Annotated in this window: 12 protein-coding genes; 5 read left to right on the plus strand and 7 right to left on the minus strand. The window is 58.3% G+C overall.

The genetic code is table 11. The features are described from left to right. Positions 1–53: 53 nt before the first annotated feature. From QZH36_RS13245 to xylA, 4 genes are all read right to left on the minus strand, one after another. Positions 54–1847 carry a DNA/RNA non-specific endonuclease gene (locus QZH36_RS13245; protein ID WP_301730414.1) on the minus strand — a complete coding sequence of 598 codons (1794 nt, stop codon included), beginning with the start codon at positions 1845–1847 and terminating at the stop codon, positions 54–56. A 72-nt stretch (positions 1848–1919) separates the two neighbouring features. Next, on the minus strand, positions 1920–3116 hold the full coding sequence (locus tag QZH36_RS13250) for a XylR family transcriptional regulator (protein ID WP_301730416.1): 1197 nt from the start codon (positions 3114–3116) through the stop codon (positions 1920–1922). Between the two features lie 217 nt (positions 3117–3333). Then, positions 3334–4785 (minus strand): xylulokinase, encoded by a 1452-nt coding sequence (gene xylB, locus QZH36_RS13255; RefSeq protein WP_301730418.1) that lies wholly within the window; start codon positions 4783–4785, stop codon positions 3334–3336. A gap of 33 nt (positions 4786–4818) precedes the next feature. Next, positions 4819–6138, minus strand: coding sequence for a xylose isomerase (gene xylA, locus QZH36_RS13260; protein WP_301730419.1), 1320 nt, complete (start codon positions 6136–6138; stop codon positions 4819–4821). Between the two features lie 360 nt (positions 6139–6498). Here xylA and xylE point away from each other — a divergent pair, with 360 nt between their 5' ends. Beyond that, positions 6499–7989 (plus strand): D-xylose transporter XylE, encoded by a 1491-nt coding sequence (gene xylE, locus QZH36_RS13265; RefSeq protein WP_253460290.1) that lies wholly within the window; start codon positions 6499–6501, stop codon positions 7987–7989. A gap of 199 nt (positions 7990–8188) precedes the next feature. Here xylE and QZH36_RS13270 read toward each other — a convergent pair whose 3' ends face one another. The 3 genes from QZH36_RS13270 to QZH36_RS13280 form a co-directional block, all read right to left on the minus strand. Next, complete coding sequence (locus tag QZH36_RS13270) at positions 8189–9421, minus strand: MFS transporter (RefSeq protein ID WP_301730420.1); 1233 nt, start codon at positions 9419–9421, stop codon at positions 8189–8191. Between the two features lie 237 nt (positions 9422–9658). Then, the gene (proR, locus tag QZH36_RS13275) at positions 9659–9958 is read right to left on the minus strand and encodes a transcriptional regulator ProR (RefSeq protein ID WP_301730421.1); all 300 of its coding nucleotides are present in this window, start codon (positions 9956–9958) and stop codon (positions 9659–9661) included. Continuing rightward, positions 9946–10308 carry a type II toxin-antitoxin system RelE/ParE family toxin gene (locus QZH36_RS13280; protein WP_301730422.1) on the minus strand — a complete coding sequence of 121 codons (363 nt, stop codon included), beginning with the start codon at positions 10306–10308 and terminating at the stop codon, positions 9946–9948. Before QZH36_RS13280 ends, proR begins: the two co-directional genes overlap by 13 nt. 302 nt (positions 10309–10610) lie before the next feature. On the opposite strand from QZH36_RS13280, the gene QZH36_RS13285 reads away from it, so the two are divergent. The 4 genes from QZH36_RS13285 (at position 10611) to QZH36_RS13300 (ending at position 15024) form a co-directional block, all read left to right on the plus strand. After that, positions 10611–11054, plus strand: a complete 444-nt coding sequence (locus QZH36_RS13285) for a type II toxin-antitoxin system RatA family toxin (protein ID WP_301730423.1) — start codon at positions 10611–10613, stop codon at positions 11052–11054. Positions 11055–11258: 204 nt separating this feature from the next. Continuing rightward, positions 11259–11750, plus strand: coding sequence for a (2Fe-2S)-binding protein (locus QZH36_RS13290; protein ID WP_125288063.1), 492 nt, complete (start codon positions 11259–11261; stop codon positions 11748–11750). After that, positions 11747–12745, plus strand: coding sequence for an FAD binding domain-containing protein (locus QZH36_RS13295; RefSeq protein WP_301730424.1), 999 nt, complete (start codon positions 11747–11749; stop codon positions 12743–12745). The genes QZH36_RS13290 and QZH36_RS13295 overlap by 4 nt, the downstream gene beginning before the upstream one ends. Further along, complete coding sequence (locus tag QZH36_RS13300; RefSeq protein ID WP_301730425.1) at positions 12742–15024, plus strand: xanthine dehydrogenase family protein molybdopterin-binding subunit; 2283 nt, start codon at positions 12742–12744, stop codon at positions 15022–15024. The genes QZH36_RS13295 and QZH36_RS13300 overlap by 4 nt, the downstream gene beginning before the upstream one ends. The last annotated feature ends 4 nt before the right edge of the window (positions 15025–15028 follow it).

A 15028-nucleotide genomic window follows, 5' to 3' on the forward strand; every position in this document is an offset into this window, starting at 1 on the left:
CCCGCTTTTACAGCGGGCTTTTTGCTCTTCCCCTTGCGGCAAGCCGCCATCAGCTACAGCAGATCCTGCCATGTCATAATCAGCTTCGCCGGTAACGGCTCCGCCAGCAGCGCGGCGTCCGGCTGCCAGCTGTCCCAGGCGCGGAAAGCGCTGAAATCAAGCCCGGTCAGGGTTTCCAGCGCGCTGACGGCAACCCGGTATTCATCCACATTGGGCACCGCTTCCGGCTGCGCCTGCGGCAATACGCGGCGCGGTTCGTCCAGCAATTTATCCTGGCTCACCAGCAGTGCCGTAGCCTGTGGCTTGCCCTGCGGCCCGATGCGCAAAACGACCTTCCAGAACATCAGCGGCACCGCTAAATCCGCATATTGCCTGCTTTGCTCGTTAAGCACCGGCCCGGTCAGCACGCTGATCCGCTGCTTTGACTGCAGGACGCCAGACTCAAGGATGTAGCGCTCAACGCCCTGCCAGTACTGCAAACTCTGATTAAAGCGGAAATGCTGCGGCGAGCAGTTGGTAAAGTGAAAAGTATCTTTATTGGCGCGAACCGCTTCGGCCGCGCTGCCCCAGGTGGGATCGCTGCGGCGGGTCAGATGGCCCCGATCGAACCAGCGGCTGAACTCGCTGTAAAACGCCTGACCGGTGACGAAACGGCTGTCGATGCGGCTGTCTTCATACCAGCGGTCGCCCTCCGGCAGCAGCGAAGGCTGTCCGCTGTCGCGATCGATATTGATATAGCTCGCGCCATCAATGTTGGTGGCGGTAAAAAAGGCCAGCCGCCGCTCACCGCTCATCAGCAGAGAAAAGTGCTGATAGTCGAGCCTGGCCTCTGCGCCTTTGCTGCCGTCGCGCAATGGGGCGACTTCCGCCGCGCGCGGAGCGATAATCTCCGCCATATCAATATGCGTACCGGCAAGAAAATCGGCCTGATAACCATCACGATTACCATAATTGCTCTCCGGCGCGGCGGCGCTGGCGACGGGACGCAGCGGCGTGGCGTCCGAAGTTAACGCCTGCATCAGCTGTGCCTGCATATCGGCGGACAGCTGCGGCAGCTCGCCTTTCAGCCAGTCGGTTAAGGCGCTGAGGCGTATGCCTTCATTAACCCATTTTTCGCCGTCCTCAACGGCACCGTGGTGCAGCGCCACCAGCTGCCAGCCGTCGTTGAACACGGGCGCGCCGGACGATCCGCCCTCGCTGTCGGCTTCGTAATGCAGAAACTGCTCGTGCCGCGCCAGCAGCGCATTATTACGCAGCGTGAGCTGCTGTGGCGCGCCGCCCGGATGATGGATAAGGTTCAGGCTGATACCCAGCGCATGTTTATCGTTGCGATCGTTAAGCGCCAGCGGCAACGGCGTTTCCCCGCTGCCGCTAAGGGCCTCGCCCAGCGCAATCAGCGTGCAGTCGAACGCCTCTGTCGGGCTGGTCAGCCAGAAACGCTCTGCATCCAGCGTGTAAAGCCGCCCGTCGCTAATTTCGCCGGTCTCGCTCTGACGGAAGCCGAACTGTACCGTCACCGTGCCTGAAGCAGGCGGTTCAGGCAGCACGTGATGGTTGGTGATAAACAGGCCGCCGTGGGTCAGAAAGCCGCTGCCCTCAGGAATGCCGTCTTTGCGGATCAGCCCTACCGCCCGCGCCGAACTCAGGCCCTGCTGCAAAAAAGAAACCGGCAGCAGATCGCGCTCGCCAATAATCAGGCTCTGCCGGGTTCGCTGCTGAAAAGCATAGCGCTGCGCGCGTCGCCGATCCGGCTCGGCCTGCTCACCCTGCGCCAGGGCCGCGCGGGTTTGTTCTCGTTGCTCTGCGGTCAGCGCCAGTCTTGCAGCAATCAGCTCGTTAATTTTCATTCGCCTCTCCATGCCAGGGATATGTGCCTTTTAACCATAGCTGCTGCCTGTGACGGAACAAGCGCTACGCTGTTACGCCCTCGTCATGCCGTTCCGGCTGCTGCGATATTTTATCGGCGTCATAGCCAGGTTTTGCCGTGAAACGGTGCAAAAATATTGCGGCGTGCTGTAACCGCACAGACGGCTGATTTCGGCCACCGGCAGCGAGGTGGTTTCCAGCAGCTCCTTCGCTCTGGCAAATTTCTCATCCTGGATCACCTTATGGATCGTGGTGCCCAGCTCGGTCATAAATTTTTTATCCAGATTGGAACGAGAGGTGCCGACCGCTTCCAGAACCTGTTCAACGGTGGCGCCCCGGCAGGCGTTTTTACGGATAAACCCCATCGCCTTCACCACCATAGCGTCGATAATCGAGCGGTAATCGGTAGACTGCCGGGCAATCACGCTTTCCGGGGCAACTATCACCGGTTCGCTACTTACGCGACGGCCTGAAAGCAGATTGTCCAGCAGCCTGGCCGCTTCGAATCCCATTCTGCGCGTGCCCTGCACTACCGAAGAGAGCGAAATTCGCGACAGATAACGGGTAAGCTCTTCATTATCAATGCCGATCACGCACAGGCTTTCCGGCACCGCAATGCCGATATGCTCACAGGTTTGCAGGATGTGCCTGGCGCGGGCATCCGTGACGGCGACGATGCCGGTATGGGCGGGCAGCGAATGCAGCCATTCGGCCAGCTTCTGCTGGGCCGTTTCCCAGGTGTTGCTGTCCGTGACCATGCCTTCATAAAGCATGCCGGTAAAGGCCATATCGCAGGTCAAACGCCGGAACGCCGCGGCCCGCTCCTGCGCCCAGCGTTTTCCTGCCTCGGCGGGCAGGCCGAAAAAAGCGAAGCGCTCAATGCCTTTCTCGGTAAGATGATGCAAAGCCGCAGCCACCAGCGCCTCGTTGTCCGTGGCGACATAGCTGACGCCGGGATAGTCTTCCCGATTAGTGTAGGAGCCGCCCACGCCCACAACAGGCATAGCGATCTGGCTAAGCTGTGCGGCCAGCTGCGCGTCGTCAAAGTCCGCAATAATACCGCTGCCGGAAAGAATGTTCTCGTTCAGGTGATGAACGCTGAAATCTTCTTCTATATAGATATCCCAGTCGCACTGCGAGGCGTAAAAATACTCGCCTATCCCCTCAATGATCTGGCGGTCATAGGCTTTGTTAGCGTTGAACAGCAGCGAAATCCTGGCGTGCCTGGCGGGAGCCTCATTTTTCTTCATATTCAGACCCTGAAACTAAAGCGACCGCTTCAATATGAAGAGTTTTTTTGTAAAGACAAGGGATTGGGGGGAGCAACCGTCAGGTCTGCTCGGGCGATCAAAAAAATGCGGCGCGGCTTCCTCCCGTTACCGCGAAGAAGCCGCTGACTGCCCCTTAAAGCAAAGCGGTGGCGTTGCTGCCAGAACGCCAGGCTTGTCGATAAGCTGTGGCCGCGCCTTAAAGCGAGGCGGTTTGTTGATAAAGCGCGCTGAACAGCCTTTGTCGCTGGCGGTAGAAGTCATGGCGATCGGCGCGGGGCGTATAGCGGGACTCCAGCGGCAGCACCGGCAACAGCTCCGCTGGCGAAACGCCCGGATGACAGCTCATGCGGGCAAGCCTGGCGGCACCCAGCGCCGGGCCGACATCGCCGCCCGTGCGGTATTCCATGGTTACGCCGGAGATATCGGCCAGCAGCTGCCGCCAGAACGCGCTGCGCGCCCCGCCGCCAATCAGCGTGACGGCCGCCGGCCTGACGCCTGTCGCCTGTAGCGCGGCCATTCCTTCCGCCAGCCCCAGGCTGACGCCTTCCAGCACCGCCATCGCCAGATCTTCCGGACCGTGCTGATGGGTGAAGCCCCAGAACACGCCGGTAGCATCAGGATTATTATGCGGCGTGCGCTCACCGGACAGATAAGGCAGAAAACAGGGCGATTTATCTCCCGGCTTCGCCTTTTCGGCCAGCGCCAGTAGCGCCGCTACCGAAGGCTGCCCGGTCAGCCGCGCCGCCCAGTCCAGACAGGAAGCGGCGCTGAGCATCACCGACATCAGGTGCCAGGTGTCGGGCAACGCATGGCAGAAGCTGTGCACCGCCTGGTCGGGATTGCTGAGAAAGCGCTCGCTGACCGCAAAACAGACGCCGGAAGTGCCTAGCGACAGCATCGCCTGGCCCGGCTGCCAGATCCCGGCACCAATCGCGCCGGCGGCGTTATCTCCCCCGCCCGCCACCACCGGCAGCTCAGAGGGCAGCGACCAGCGCTGACTCAGCTCTGCGGTTATCTGTCCCGTGACTTCGTTGCCTTCAAACAGCGTCGGCATCTGGTCGCGCGTCAGTCCACAGGCGGCCAGCAGCTTATCGCTCCAGGCGCGCTTGCCGACATCCAGCCACATCGTGCCCGCCGCGTCGGACATATCGCTGGCGAAATCGCCGGTCATCCGCCAACGTAGATAATCCTTCGGCAGCAGAACATGCGCTATCTGATTAAAGATCGCCGGCTCATGCTCTTTTACCCATAGCAGCTTTGGCGCGGTGAAGCCCGGCATCATCAGATTGCCCGTGATCTTTCGCGCATCCGGCACGCTTGCCTCCAGCTGCTGGCAGGCCCGCGCGCTGCGGCCGTCGTTCCACAAAATAGCGGGCCGTAGCACCTCCTGCTGTCGTCCCATCAGCACGGCGCCGTGCATTTGCCCGGTCAGCCCGACAGCCCGAACCGCCTTCAGCGACCGCTGTGCGGCCAGCGCCAGCATCACCCGATCGGTGGCCTGCCACCATGCCTGCGGATCCTGTTCCGACCACAAAGGATACGGCCGTGAGACGGTCAGCTTCTCCGTGTGGCTGGCTAATACCGCGTTGTTTTCGTCCAGCAATACGGCTTTTACGCCGGACGTACCCAGATCGATTCCTATATACATGCGTCGCTTCCTCTGGCGTGAGGCTAAAAGACACTAGCGGTAGAGCGCCTGGTTGACAATATTTTCCAGCCGCTCCTGATGGCCGCTGCGGTGTTCCGGAAAGAACGCTGATTTTTCCGTATAGCGCGCCAGCTCCTGCAAAGAGAATTTCCCGGCAAGAATGTCCTGGCCCAGCGGGCCCTTCCAGCCCGCGTAGCGTGCTTCGCGAGCCTGTTCAAGCCGTCCTTCTTCGATCAGACGAGCGGCAATCCGCAGGCCCTGTGCCATCACATCCATCCCGCCAATATGGCCGTAGAACAGATCGTAAGGATCGGTGCTCTGCCGACGAACTTTGGCATCGAAATTCAGTCCGCCGGTGGTGAAGCCGCCCGCTTTCAGGATCTCATACATAATCAGCGCGTTTTCCTCCACGCTGTTCGGGAACTGATCGGTATCCCAGCCCAGCTGCAAATCACCCCGATTGGCATCCACAGAGCCAAAAATGCCCAGCGCTGCCGCCGTGGCAATTTCATGCTGGAAGGAGTGCCCGGCCAGCGTCGCGTGGTTAGCCTCTACGTTGACCTTGATTTCGTTTTCCAGCCCGAACTCCTTCAGGAAGCCATAAACGGTTGCCACATCATAATCATACTGGTGTTTGGTTGGCTCCTGCGGCTTTGGCTCGATGAGCAAAGTGCCGGTAAAACCGATGCGGTGCTTGTTCTCCACCACCATCTGCATAAACCGGCCAATCTGCGCACGTTCCTGTTTAAGATCGGTATTTAACAGGGTTTCATACCCTTCACGACCGCCCCACAACACATAATTTTCACCGCCCAGCTTTTGCGTGGCGGCCATTGCCGCATTAACCTGCAAAGCGGCCCAGGCAAAGATTTCCGGGTCCGGACTGGTCGCCGCGCCCGCACCGTAGCGTGGATGGGTAAAACAGTTCGCCGTGCCCCACAGCAATTTCACCCCGGTCTGCTGCTGTTTTTCCGCCAGGATATCCGTCATCACCGCAAAGTTATGCAGGTAGTCTTTGACGGAGTGGCCCTGAGGCGCCACGTCGGCATCGTGAAAGCAGTAAAACGGCACGTTGAGCTTATCGAAAAACTCAAAGGCGATGTCCGCTTTCGCTTTCGCCTGTTCCAGCTCGTCACCGCCCTTAAACCAGGGCCGATCGAAAGCGCCCGTGCCGAACATATCGGTGCCGGCCCAGCAGAAGGTGTGCCAGTAGCAGGCGGCAAACCGCAGGTGTTCTTTCATGGTTTTACCCAGAATGACTTCATCCGGATTATAAAAATGAAAGGCCAGATCGTTCTGGCTGTCGCTGCCTTCATAAGCAATTTTGGTAATGCGATCGAAATAGTCTGCCATGGTCATTATCCTTAAAGATATGTTCAGGAATTAGCGGGAACCCCATCACTATGCAAACAACAAAGCGCGACACTCAATTATAAAATTTCACAAAGCGGCGCTGTAATATCCCAACCATGACCTTAGTCACAAAGTTGCTACCGGCGTGAACGAAGACACCCGTGATCCCTCTCATAAAAAGCAAAACGAGCATAGCGATTACAAAAAATTGTAATTTCTTTGGCGAGTCAGGAAGATTATGTTTACCTCGCGACATAGGGAGTTCAAAAAATAAACGCGTGGAAGTTTATAAAAAGCATCCGTCTTACCTCCAAATATAAACGCGTTTTATCCTGTTCCTTTATACCCAAGAGGTTTGTTATGGCAATAGCATCCGAGATGAAAGCCAACAATCGTTATATAATCTCTGTCACGCTGGTGGCGACATTAGGCGGGTTATTATTTGGTTATGATACGGCGGTGATCTCCGGCACCGTTTCCTCCCTGGATAAAGTTTTTATTTCGCCCAGAGGATTAAGCGAGTCGGCGGCCAATTCCCTGCTGGGCTTTTGCGTCGCCAGCGCGCTGATCGGCTGTATTATCGGCGGCGTGCTGGGCGGCCCGTTAAGCGCCCGCTTTGGCAGAAAGAAAACGCTGCTGGTGGCTGCCGTGCTGTTCTTTTTATCGGCGCTGGGTTCAGCTTTCCCTGAAATCGGCCACCGCGCCGTCGGTACTGACAGCGGCGTGCCTTATTACCTGTCGGGCTATCTCAGCGAATTTGTGATCTACCGTATCGTCGGCGGGATTGGCGTAGGCCTGGCCTCTATGGTTTCCCCTATGTATATCGCGGAAATTACGCCGGCGAAAATTCGTGGCCGTATGGTTGCCTGTAATCAGTTCGCTATTATTTTAGGGCAGCTGTTAGTTTATTGCGTGAATTACAGCATTGCGCTGTCCGGCAATGCCGACTGGCTGGATACGATGGGATGGCGGCTAATGTTTCTTTCCGGCGCCATTCCTTCTTTATTATTTTTCATTTTATTATTTGCCGTCCCGGAAAGTCCGCGCTGGCTGGCAGCCAAAGGTATGAATGATAAAGCCGCCGCCATTCTGGAGAAGCTTTTTGGTAAAGCGCAAAGCCAGAAAGAGCTACAGAATATTTTACAGTCGGTTAATACCCGTACCAGCAAAAGCGCTCCGCTGTTTTCTTTTGGCGCTGGCGTCATTGTTATTGGCATTATGCTTTCCGTGTTTCAGCAGTTCGTTGGTATTAATGTGGTTTTATATTATGCGCCGGAGGTCTTTCGCTCTGTTGGCTCCAGTACGGATGTCGCTCTGTTACAAACTATCATTGTTGGCGTCATTAATTTAATTTTTACCACTATTGCCATTATGACGGTGGATAATTTTGGCCGTAAGCCGCTACAAATTATCGGCGCGCTGGGCATGGCGATCGGCATGTTTACGCTCGGCACCGCTTTCTACAGCAAAATGTCCGGCGTGGTGGCGCTGGGCGCAATGCTGTTTTACGTGGCGTCCTTTGCCATCTCGTGGGGGCCGGTCTGCTGGGTGCTGCTGGCGGAAATTTTCCCCAACCGCATCCGCAGTAAAGCGATGTCGCTGGCCGTGGCGGCGCAGTGGGTGGCAAACTATCTGGTTTCCTGGACCTTCCCGATGATGGATAAAAACAGCACGCTCAATGCGCATTTCAACAACGGTTTCGCCTACTGGCTGTATGGCGTGATGGGGCTGCTGGCGGCGCTGTTTATGTGGAAGTTTGTGCCGGAAACCAAAGGCAAATCGCTGGAGGAGCTGGAATCCCAATGGAAAAAACCCGCTTCAGCCGGGCTGAGTGAGAAACTGGCGGACTGACCGACTCGTGCACGGGAGGCGGCCCATCTTCCCGGGCGGAGTGATTACGACAGCCAGCCCTGGCTAAAAAGAATATCAGCTTTGCCATAAAAAACTGCACTTTACTCGGTTGGGTGACCAACTTTTAGGGTGCAGCCCATTTACAACGGGCCTGTGGTTTCTCTTACCGGCGTTTTGTCAAAGGCACAGGCATCGGCTGCTATTTAACCGATGCATTACTTTTCAGCTGCCTTATTGCCGGAACCAGGCTGGTTGCAACGGTAGCGATAACCACGGCAGCAGCGCAACACAGCAGCACGGCGCTATTGCCGTAGCGGATCGCCAGCGGCCCGGCGGCCAGCTCGCCTACGGGAATAGCAACAAAAGACCCCATAGCGTCATAAGCGTAAACGCGCGCCAGCCTGTCACGGGGAATATGCATTTGTAGCGCATGCGCCCAGACCACGCCAAACTGCCCGAATCCTGCGCCCGCCAGGCAAAACCCGCCCATCAGTGCCAGCGCCGTCGCGCCGGTCGCCAGCTGCAAAACAGGAACGGCACAAAGCGCCACCAGCATGACGCCGATAAACATCGCGCGCTGCGGTCGCCAGCGCAGCGCGACGCACGAGCCGAGGATCAGTCCGATGCTTTGCGCGGCAATCATCATGCCCCAGCAGGTGCGGCCAAAAGAGGCATCGGCGATCACCGGCCCTAACACCATTACCATGCCGGTAAAAGCGGCGTTCACCACTGCAAACTGCGCCACCACCGCCCAGACCCAGGCGCGCGCCGTAAACTCGCGCCAGCCGTCGCGCAGATCCAGCCAGAGATTACCCGGCGCATCGACAGGCTGATAGCTAATACGGATGCACCGATAGAGCGGCGCGGCGGCAGCGAACCCCAGCGCATCAACGGCAAGCCCCCAGCCCGGCCCAACCGCGCTGGTCAACACACCGCCGAACGACGCGCCAAACACCGTCCCGATATAGATGCCGACCTGAATAAAGGCGTTAGCCTGACGCAGCGTTGGCGAGGGGACGGTTTGCGGTACAAGCGCTGAGGAGGCAGGCAGCGCAATACCGGCCGCCGCGCCGTTCACCGTGCCGAGCAGAACCAGCAGCGGAATAGTCGCCATCCCTTCCAGCACCAGCCATGCCACCACGCCCTGCGACAAAGCAGCCACGGCGGAGGAGGAAAAAAGCACCAGGCTGCGCGAATAGCGATCCGCCAGCACGCCGCCGAACAGCAGAAAGGCAACGTTGAAAATGGAGCGCGCCGCCACCACCAGTCCCAAATCCGCTGCGGATCCGCCCATATCCAGCACGGCGAAAGCCAGCGCAACGGGCGCAATGCTGTTGCCCAATACGGTAAGGAAACGGGCCAGAAAAAGGTTTCTGAATGGCGCATAGCGGAACGCATGTTGTCGGTGCGGGAGTGCGGCTTTAGCGTTCAAACCTGCCTCCCTGCGCACCGCCTTGAGAGCGATTCCGGCTCAGGCAGGGACTGGTGCGATCCCCGCCTCCCCCTGCGCAGCCTTGATACGGGCTGTGGTTTGACGCCGCGCGCCCTGTGATTTTTCTGCTCATGCCGCCAGCTATCGCCTCCCTGCTTTTGCCTTTAACCCTGAAAAAAAGAGGGTGAAATAATAACGGCTGGCTGGCCCGTTGCCTATGCCCTTTTGCCTGCGGTTTTACACCTTGAACCCATAGTGCGAGCCGTCCGGCAGCTCTATGTTCAGCTGCAGCTTGCCGCCCGCCGCTTCGATATAGCGTTTTAGCGTGGAAAGTTTGATATCGCGCCCCGGCTTTTCCATGCCCGCCACGGTAGGCTGTTTTACACCCAGCGCCTGCGCCATCTCGCTCTGGGTTTTCTGCACCCGCTCACGCAGTTCAGCAAGCTGAATATCCAGCCGTATCTCTGCGGCCAGCTTTTCCGCTTCTGCCACGACATGCGGTGCTTCTTCCGCCAGCATTTGTTCTAATGTACGCATACGTTACCTCTGGTTCTGTTCAGATAGTCAGTAAACTCCCGATCGGCTATCGGGATCATCACGCGATAAAAACGTTTTTCATTGCCTGTTTTGCCGCCTGCGCAAAGAAGCACGCCGGTTCTCTGTGGGTCAAAAGCGAAAAAGATCCGTATCGGTTTGCCACGGCACTGCACGCGAAACTCTTTCATATTGCTGTAGCGCGAACCCTGAATGCTGTCGGCCCTGGGACGTGGCAGCTCCGGCCCTCTTGCGCGCAGTACCAGCAGCGAACCCAGCACGGCTGCCCGTTCGTGATCCTGAAGCGTGCTGAACCACCAGTCAAACCTGTCCGTTGTTTTGAGCAACCACATATGCGGCCTCCGTTAATATAGCTCCAGACCTATATAGGTGTAAAACTATAATGACGGCTTTTTTTGTAAGATGCCGCTGCCTGTTTGCTAAAACCAGAAGCGCTTTCCTGAGAAAGCGTGCACGTATGCCTTGCTTGCAGTGTGAATGCAGCGCCGCTCGCAAAACTGTGCCTCGGAAAGCGCAGTTTTCTGTCTGTAACGAATTCTTTTGCGGCCGATCAATAAGCGTTAGAAAGTAACTTATTAGCCTTGAGCAGCGGCTATGTTGGCTGCGCGCGATGCCAAACAGGCTAAGGGTTAAGATGACAACTTTTGAAAAACGTATTCAGGTTAATTTCAGCCAGAGCCAGATGTATAACCTTGTCGCCGACGTCGCCGCTTATCCCGACTTCTTGCCCTGGTGTCGGCAGGTCGAGATCCTTGCCAGCCAACCGGAAGCAAAAATGGTGCGCATCGGGTTGCGCTTTCAGCAGTTTCCTGAACTTAGCCTGACAACCCGCGCCACTTTCCATCCCCCCTCCTCGCTGCATCTGCGGCTGGTAAGCGGTTCCTTTCTGTCGCAGTTTGAGGGCGACTGGTTTTTTGAGGCTACGGGAGAAAAAACCTGTACCGTGACTTTTGCGGTAAAATATCGCTTCGCTAACGGCCTGCTGCGATTGACCCTCGCCCCTTTTTTCAGCCTGATGGTCAGAATGCTGCCGGGCGTATTTATTCAGCGGGCGGAGGAAATTTATTTGCACGCCTGAAGCCAGGATGCGGCATCTGCGCCTGCAAACTGCCGCGCGCCCTTTTTCCCAAATCTGACTATCCTTATCTTTCCGATACGCTCCTCTAAAAAGAGCGATCGCATTCACCTTTTCAGGCGTGCCTGTATTCCGAGCAATGAGGCAGTGTCGACATGAGTAAGCGCTGCGCACACTGTCAGTGACCTCCCCAATCTGGAGACGACAATGACTCAACTTTATCCTTTGCAGCTCACCGTCAACGGTGAAAGCTGTCAGCTGATGGTCGATCCGCGCACTACCCTGCTGGATGCGCTGCGGGAGCATATTGGTTTAACCGGCTCGAAAAAGGGCTGCGACCAGGGGCAGTGCGGCGCCTGTACCGTGCATATCGACGGCGAACGCGTGCTGAGCTGCCTGACGCTGGCGGCCCAGGCGGCGGGCAGAGATATTACCACCATTGAAGGCCTGGCCGCGCCGGACGGGACGCTGCACGCGGTGCAGGCCGCTTTCCTGCGCCACGATGCCTTCCAGTGCGGCTATTGCACCTCCGGCCAAATCATGTCGGCCGTCGCCTGCATCAAAGAAGGTCATGCCCGTTCCGATGACGAAATCCGCGAATATATGAGCGGGAATTTATGCCGCTGCGGCGCCTATCCCAATATCGTCAAAGCCGTGAAGGACGCGGCGGCCAGCCTGAGCCAGGAGGCCACATCATGAGATCGTTCAACTATCAACGCGCGACCGACGTCAGCCAGGCCACGATGCTGGCCAGCCAGCCAGAGGCGCGCATTCTCGCCGGCGGCACGACGCAGCTGGATCTGATGAAGTGCGGCGTTGAGCGTCCCGCCACGCTGGTGGATATTACGCATTTGCAGGATCTGCATGATATTACGCTCAGCGACGGTGAGCTGACGCTCGGCACCCTGGTAAAGATGAGCCAGGCGGCCGACAGCAAAACGGTAAAAACTTTTGCGCCCGCGCTGGCGGAAAGCCTTTCGCTCGCCGCCTCGGCGCAGCTGCGCAATATGGCCTCGCTGGGCGGCAATATTCTACAGCGCACCCGCTGCAGCTATTTTCGCGATCCGCAGGCCTGGTCCGCCTGCAACAAGCGCAACCCCGGTTCCGGCTGCGCCGCGCTGAACGGCCTGAATCATAATCATGCGGTGCTGGGCACCAGCGACAGCTGCATCGCGCTCTATCCCGGCGATTTTGCGGTGGCGCTGACCGCTTTCGACGCGGTGCTGAACCTGCAAAACAGCGCGGGCGAACTGCGTTCCGTTCCCGTTACCGATTTTTTCCGCCTGCCGTCCGATCGTCCCGATCTTGAACACCAGCTCGCGCCTGGCGAGATGATCGTCAGCCTGACGGTGCCGCGTAGCGCCGCGCTGGCCCGCTCGCACTACCTTAAAGTGCGCGATCGTAGCTCCTACGAATTCGCCGCTGCCAGCGCGGCCGTAGGGCTGGAGATGGAAGAAGATAACCTGACCATCAAAGAGGTACGCGTCGCGCTGGGCGGCGTGGCAACCAAACCCTGGCGCGCTTACCAGGTAGAGCAGGCGCTGAAAGGCCAGCGGCTGGAGGAGAAAACGCTGCGCAAAGCGGCGGAAAAAGTGACGGAAGGCGCCATTGCCCGCCAGCATAACGGACACAAAATTATTCTTGCGCCTCGCGTTATCGCCAGGGCTTTGATGACCGTGGGAGGTCTGGTATGAGCACGCTCGAAACGTCATCGATCGGTCGTCAGCAGGCTTTAGGCAGCCCGCTGGATCGCGCCGACGGCAGGCTGAAAATTCAGGGGCTGGCGACCTACGCTGTCGAAAAATCGCTGGATAATCTCGCTTACGCGGTAGTGGTTCAGTCAACTATCGCCTATGGACGTATTACCGCGATGCATACCGAGCGAGCGCGCCAGTCGCCCGGCGTGTTGGCGGTGTATAACCACGAAAGCGGATTAACCATTCATTCAGCCAAAACCTTTGGCGAAGGCGGCGCGGCGGCGCAGGCTTTTCTGCCGTTGCAGGACGATAAGGTTTTGTGGAACGGTCAGCATATTGCGCTGGTCGTGGCCGAAACGCTGGAGCAGGCCACCGAGGCCGCCGCGCTAATCGAGACGGAATATGAACAACAGCCGCCTGTGGTGCATCCGACCCACCCCAACGCTAAACCAGAAACGGTGGATGCGTTAACGATTGACTGGGGCGACGCCATCCCCGCGCTGACCCAGGCGGAGGTGCAGGTAGGCGGCATCTATACCACGCCCAGAGAATATAACTCGCCCATTGAGCCGCACGGCTGTATCGCGCACTGGCAAAACGGCAGCCTGACGCTGTGGGAACCGAGCCAGTGGCCGGGCGGCGCGCGTCAGGTAGTATCGGAATGGCTGGCGATAGATCACGACAAGGTGCGCGTGATTTCACCCTTTGTCGGCGGCGGCTTCGGTTGCAAAGGCGGGATACAGCCGCATAGCGCGCTGGCCTGCGTGGCCTCGCGCGAGCTTAACCGGCCGATTAAACTGGCGCTGACCCGGCCGCAGACCTTTACCGCTTTCGGCGGCAGGCCGCGCACGCATCAGCAGCTGGCGCTGGGCGCCAACCGTGACGGGCTGTTACAGGCTATCGTGCACGACAGCTGGAACGAAACCGCGCTGAACGATGTGCACAAGGAGCCTTGTAATTCCGTAACGGCGCTGATGTACGCCTCGCCAAACTTTTTATCGCACCACAAGCTGATCCACCTGAATACCGTCAATCCAAGCTGGATGCGCGCGCCGGGCGAAAACCCGAGCGCCTTTGCGCTGGAAGTGGCAATGGACGAGCTGGCGTGGGCGCTAAAAATGGATCCGCTGGCGCTGCGCCTGAAAAACTATGCGGAGCAGGATCCGCAGGCCAATATCCCCTGGAGCTCTCGCCAGCTGCGCGAGGCTTATCAACAGGGCGCCGACGCATTTGGCTGGAGTAAACGTCCTCTTGAGCCGCGCAGCCTGCGCGAAGGCCGCCAGCTGATCGGTTGGGGAATGGCTTCCGGTACCTATCCGGTACGCCGTACGCCCGGCGAGGCGCAGATTGTTTTGTCCGCTGACGGCAGTATTGAGGTGCAGAGCAGCGGGGTGGATATCGGCACGGGCACCTACACTATTCTGGCGCAGACGGCGGCGGACGTGCTGCTGGTTGCGCCGGAAAGCATCACCGTGTCGCTTGGCGATACGCTGCTGCCCCGTGCGCCGGTTGCGGGCGGTTCGCAGCTGGCGAATTTGCTGACTGGCGCGGTGCATAAGACCGCGCAGGCGCTGCGCGATAGGCTGATAACGCTGGCGACTGCCACGGAGAAATCGCCGCTTTGGCAGCAGCCGCCTTCCGCTCTCTCGCTGGCCGACGGTTATCTCTGGCTGAGCAACAGCCCGGGATTACGGATTAGCTTTGCCGAGCTGCTGAAGCTTAGCGGCCGCGAAAAGCTGGTAGCGCATCAGGACACTTTCGATAAAACCGCCAGCGAGGAAGATCGCAACAAAGCGGATCGTACTTCCACTATGATGCTGCCGCCTACCGATGGCGGCGTGTCGGCCCACAGCTGGAGCGCTATCTTTGTCGAAGTCGCAGTAGATGAAGACTTCGGCACGGTGCGGGTTAAAAGAATGGTCGGCGCCTTTGATTCCGGCCGGGTTTACAATCCTAAGCTGGCAGAAAGCCAGTGGATTGGCGGCATGGTGATGGGCATTGGCCAGGCGCTGCTGGAGCAGGGACAGATAGACGATCGCGACGGCTGGATAGCCAACGCCAACCTGGCCGACTATCTGATAGCGGTCAACGCGGATATCCCTGAACTGACCACGATTGACGTTGGCAAGCCGGATTACCTGGCTACCGTGCTGGGCGGCAAAGCGGTCGGCGAGCTGGGGATCGTCGGCGTGGCGGCCGCCATATCCAATGCGGTCTGGCACGCCACCGGCAAACGCATCCGCGATTTACCCATCACTCAGGACAAGCTGTTATAACCGC

This window comes from Erwinia wuhanensis (assembly GCF_030484085.1).
GTDB lineage: Bacteria > Pseudomonadota > Gammaproteobacteria > Enterobacterales > Enterobacteriaceae > Erwinia > Erwinia aeris.

What these genes read in the sequence shown, in the direction of transcription:
- QZH36_RS13245 (WP_301730414.1), bottom strand. Translation starts at nt 1,847, where the DNA reads ATGAAAATTAACGAGCTGATTGCTGCAAGACTGGCGCTGACCGCAGAG.
- QZH36_RS13250 (WP_301730416.1), bottom strand. Translation starts at nt 3,116, where the DNA reads ATGAAGAAAAATGAGGCTCCCGCCAGGCACGCCAGGATTTCGCTGCTG.
- xylB (WP_301730418.1), bottom strand. Translation starts at nt 4,785, where the DNA reads ATGTATATAGGAATCGATCTGGGTACGTCCGGCGTAAAAGCCGTATTG.
- xylA (WP_301730419.1), bottom strand. Translation starts at nt 6,138, where the DNA reads ATGGCAGACTATTTCGATCGCATTACCAAAATTGCTTATGAAGGCAGC.
- xylE (WP_253460290.1), top strand. Translation starts at nt 6,499, where the DNA reads ATGGCAATAGCATCCGAGATGAAAGCCAACAATCGTTATATAATCTCT.
- proR (WP_301730421.1), bottom strand. Translation starts at nt 9,958, where the DNA reads ATGCGTACATTAGAACAAATGCTGGCGGAAGAAGCACCGCATGTCGTG.
- QZH36_RS13280 (WP_301730422.1), bottom strand. Translation starts at nt 10,308, where the DNA reads ATGTGGTTGCTCAAAACAACGGACAGGTTTGACTGGTGGTTCAGCACG.
- QZH36_RS13285 (WP_301730423.1), top strand. Translation starts at nt 10,611, where the DNA reads ATGACAACTTTTGAAAAACGTATTCAGGTTAATTTCAGCCAGAGCCAG.
- QZH36_RS13290 (WP_125288063.1), top strand. Translation starts at nt 11,259, where the DNA reads ATGACTCAACTTTATCCTTTGCAGCTCACCGTCAACGGTGAAAGCTGT.
- QZH36_RS13295 (WP_301730424.1), top strand. Translation starts at nt 11,747, where the DNA reads ATGAGATCGTTCAACTATCAACGCGCGACCGACGTCAGCCAGGCCACG.
- QZH36_RS13300 (WP_301730425.1), top strand. Translation starts at nt 12,742, where the DNA reads ATGAGCACGCTCGAAACGTCATCGATCGGTCGTCAGCAGGCTTTAGGC.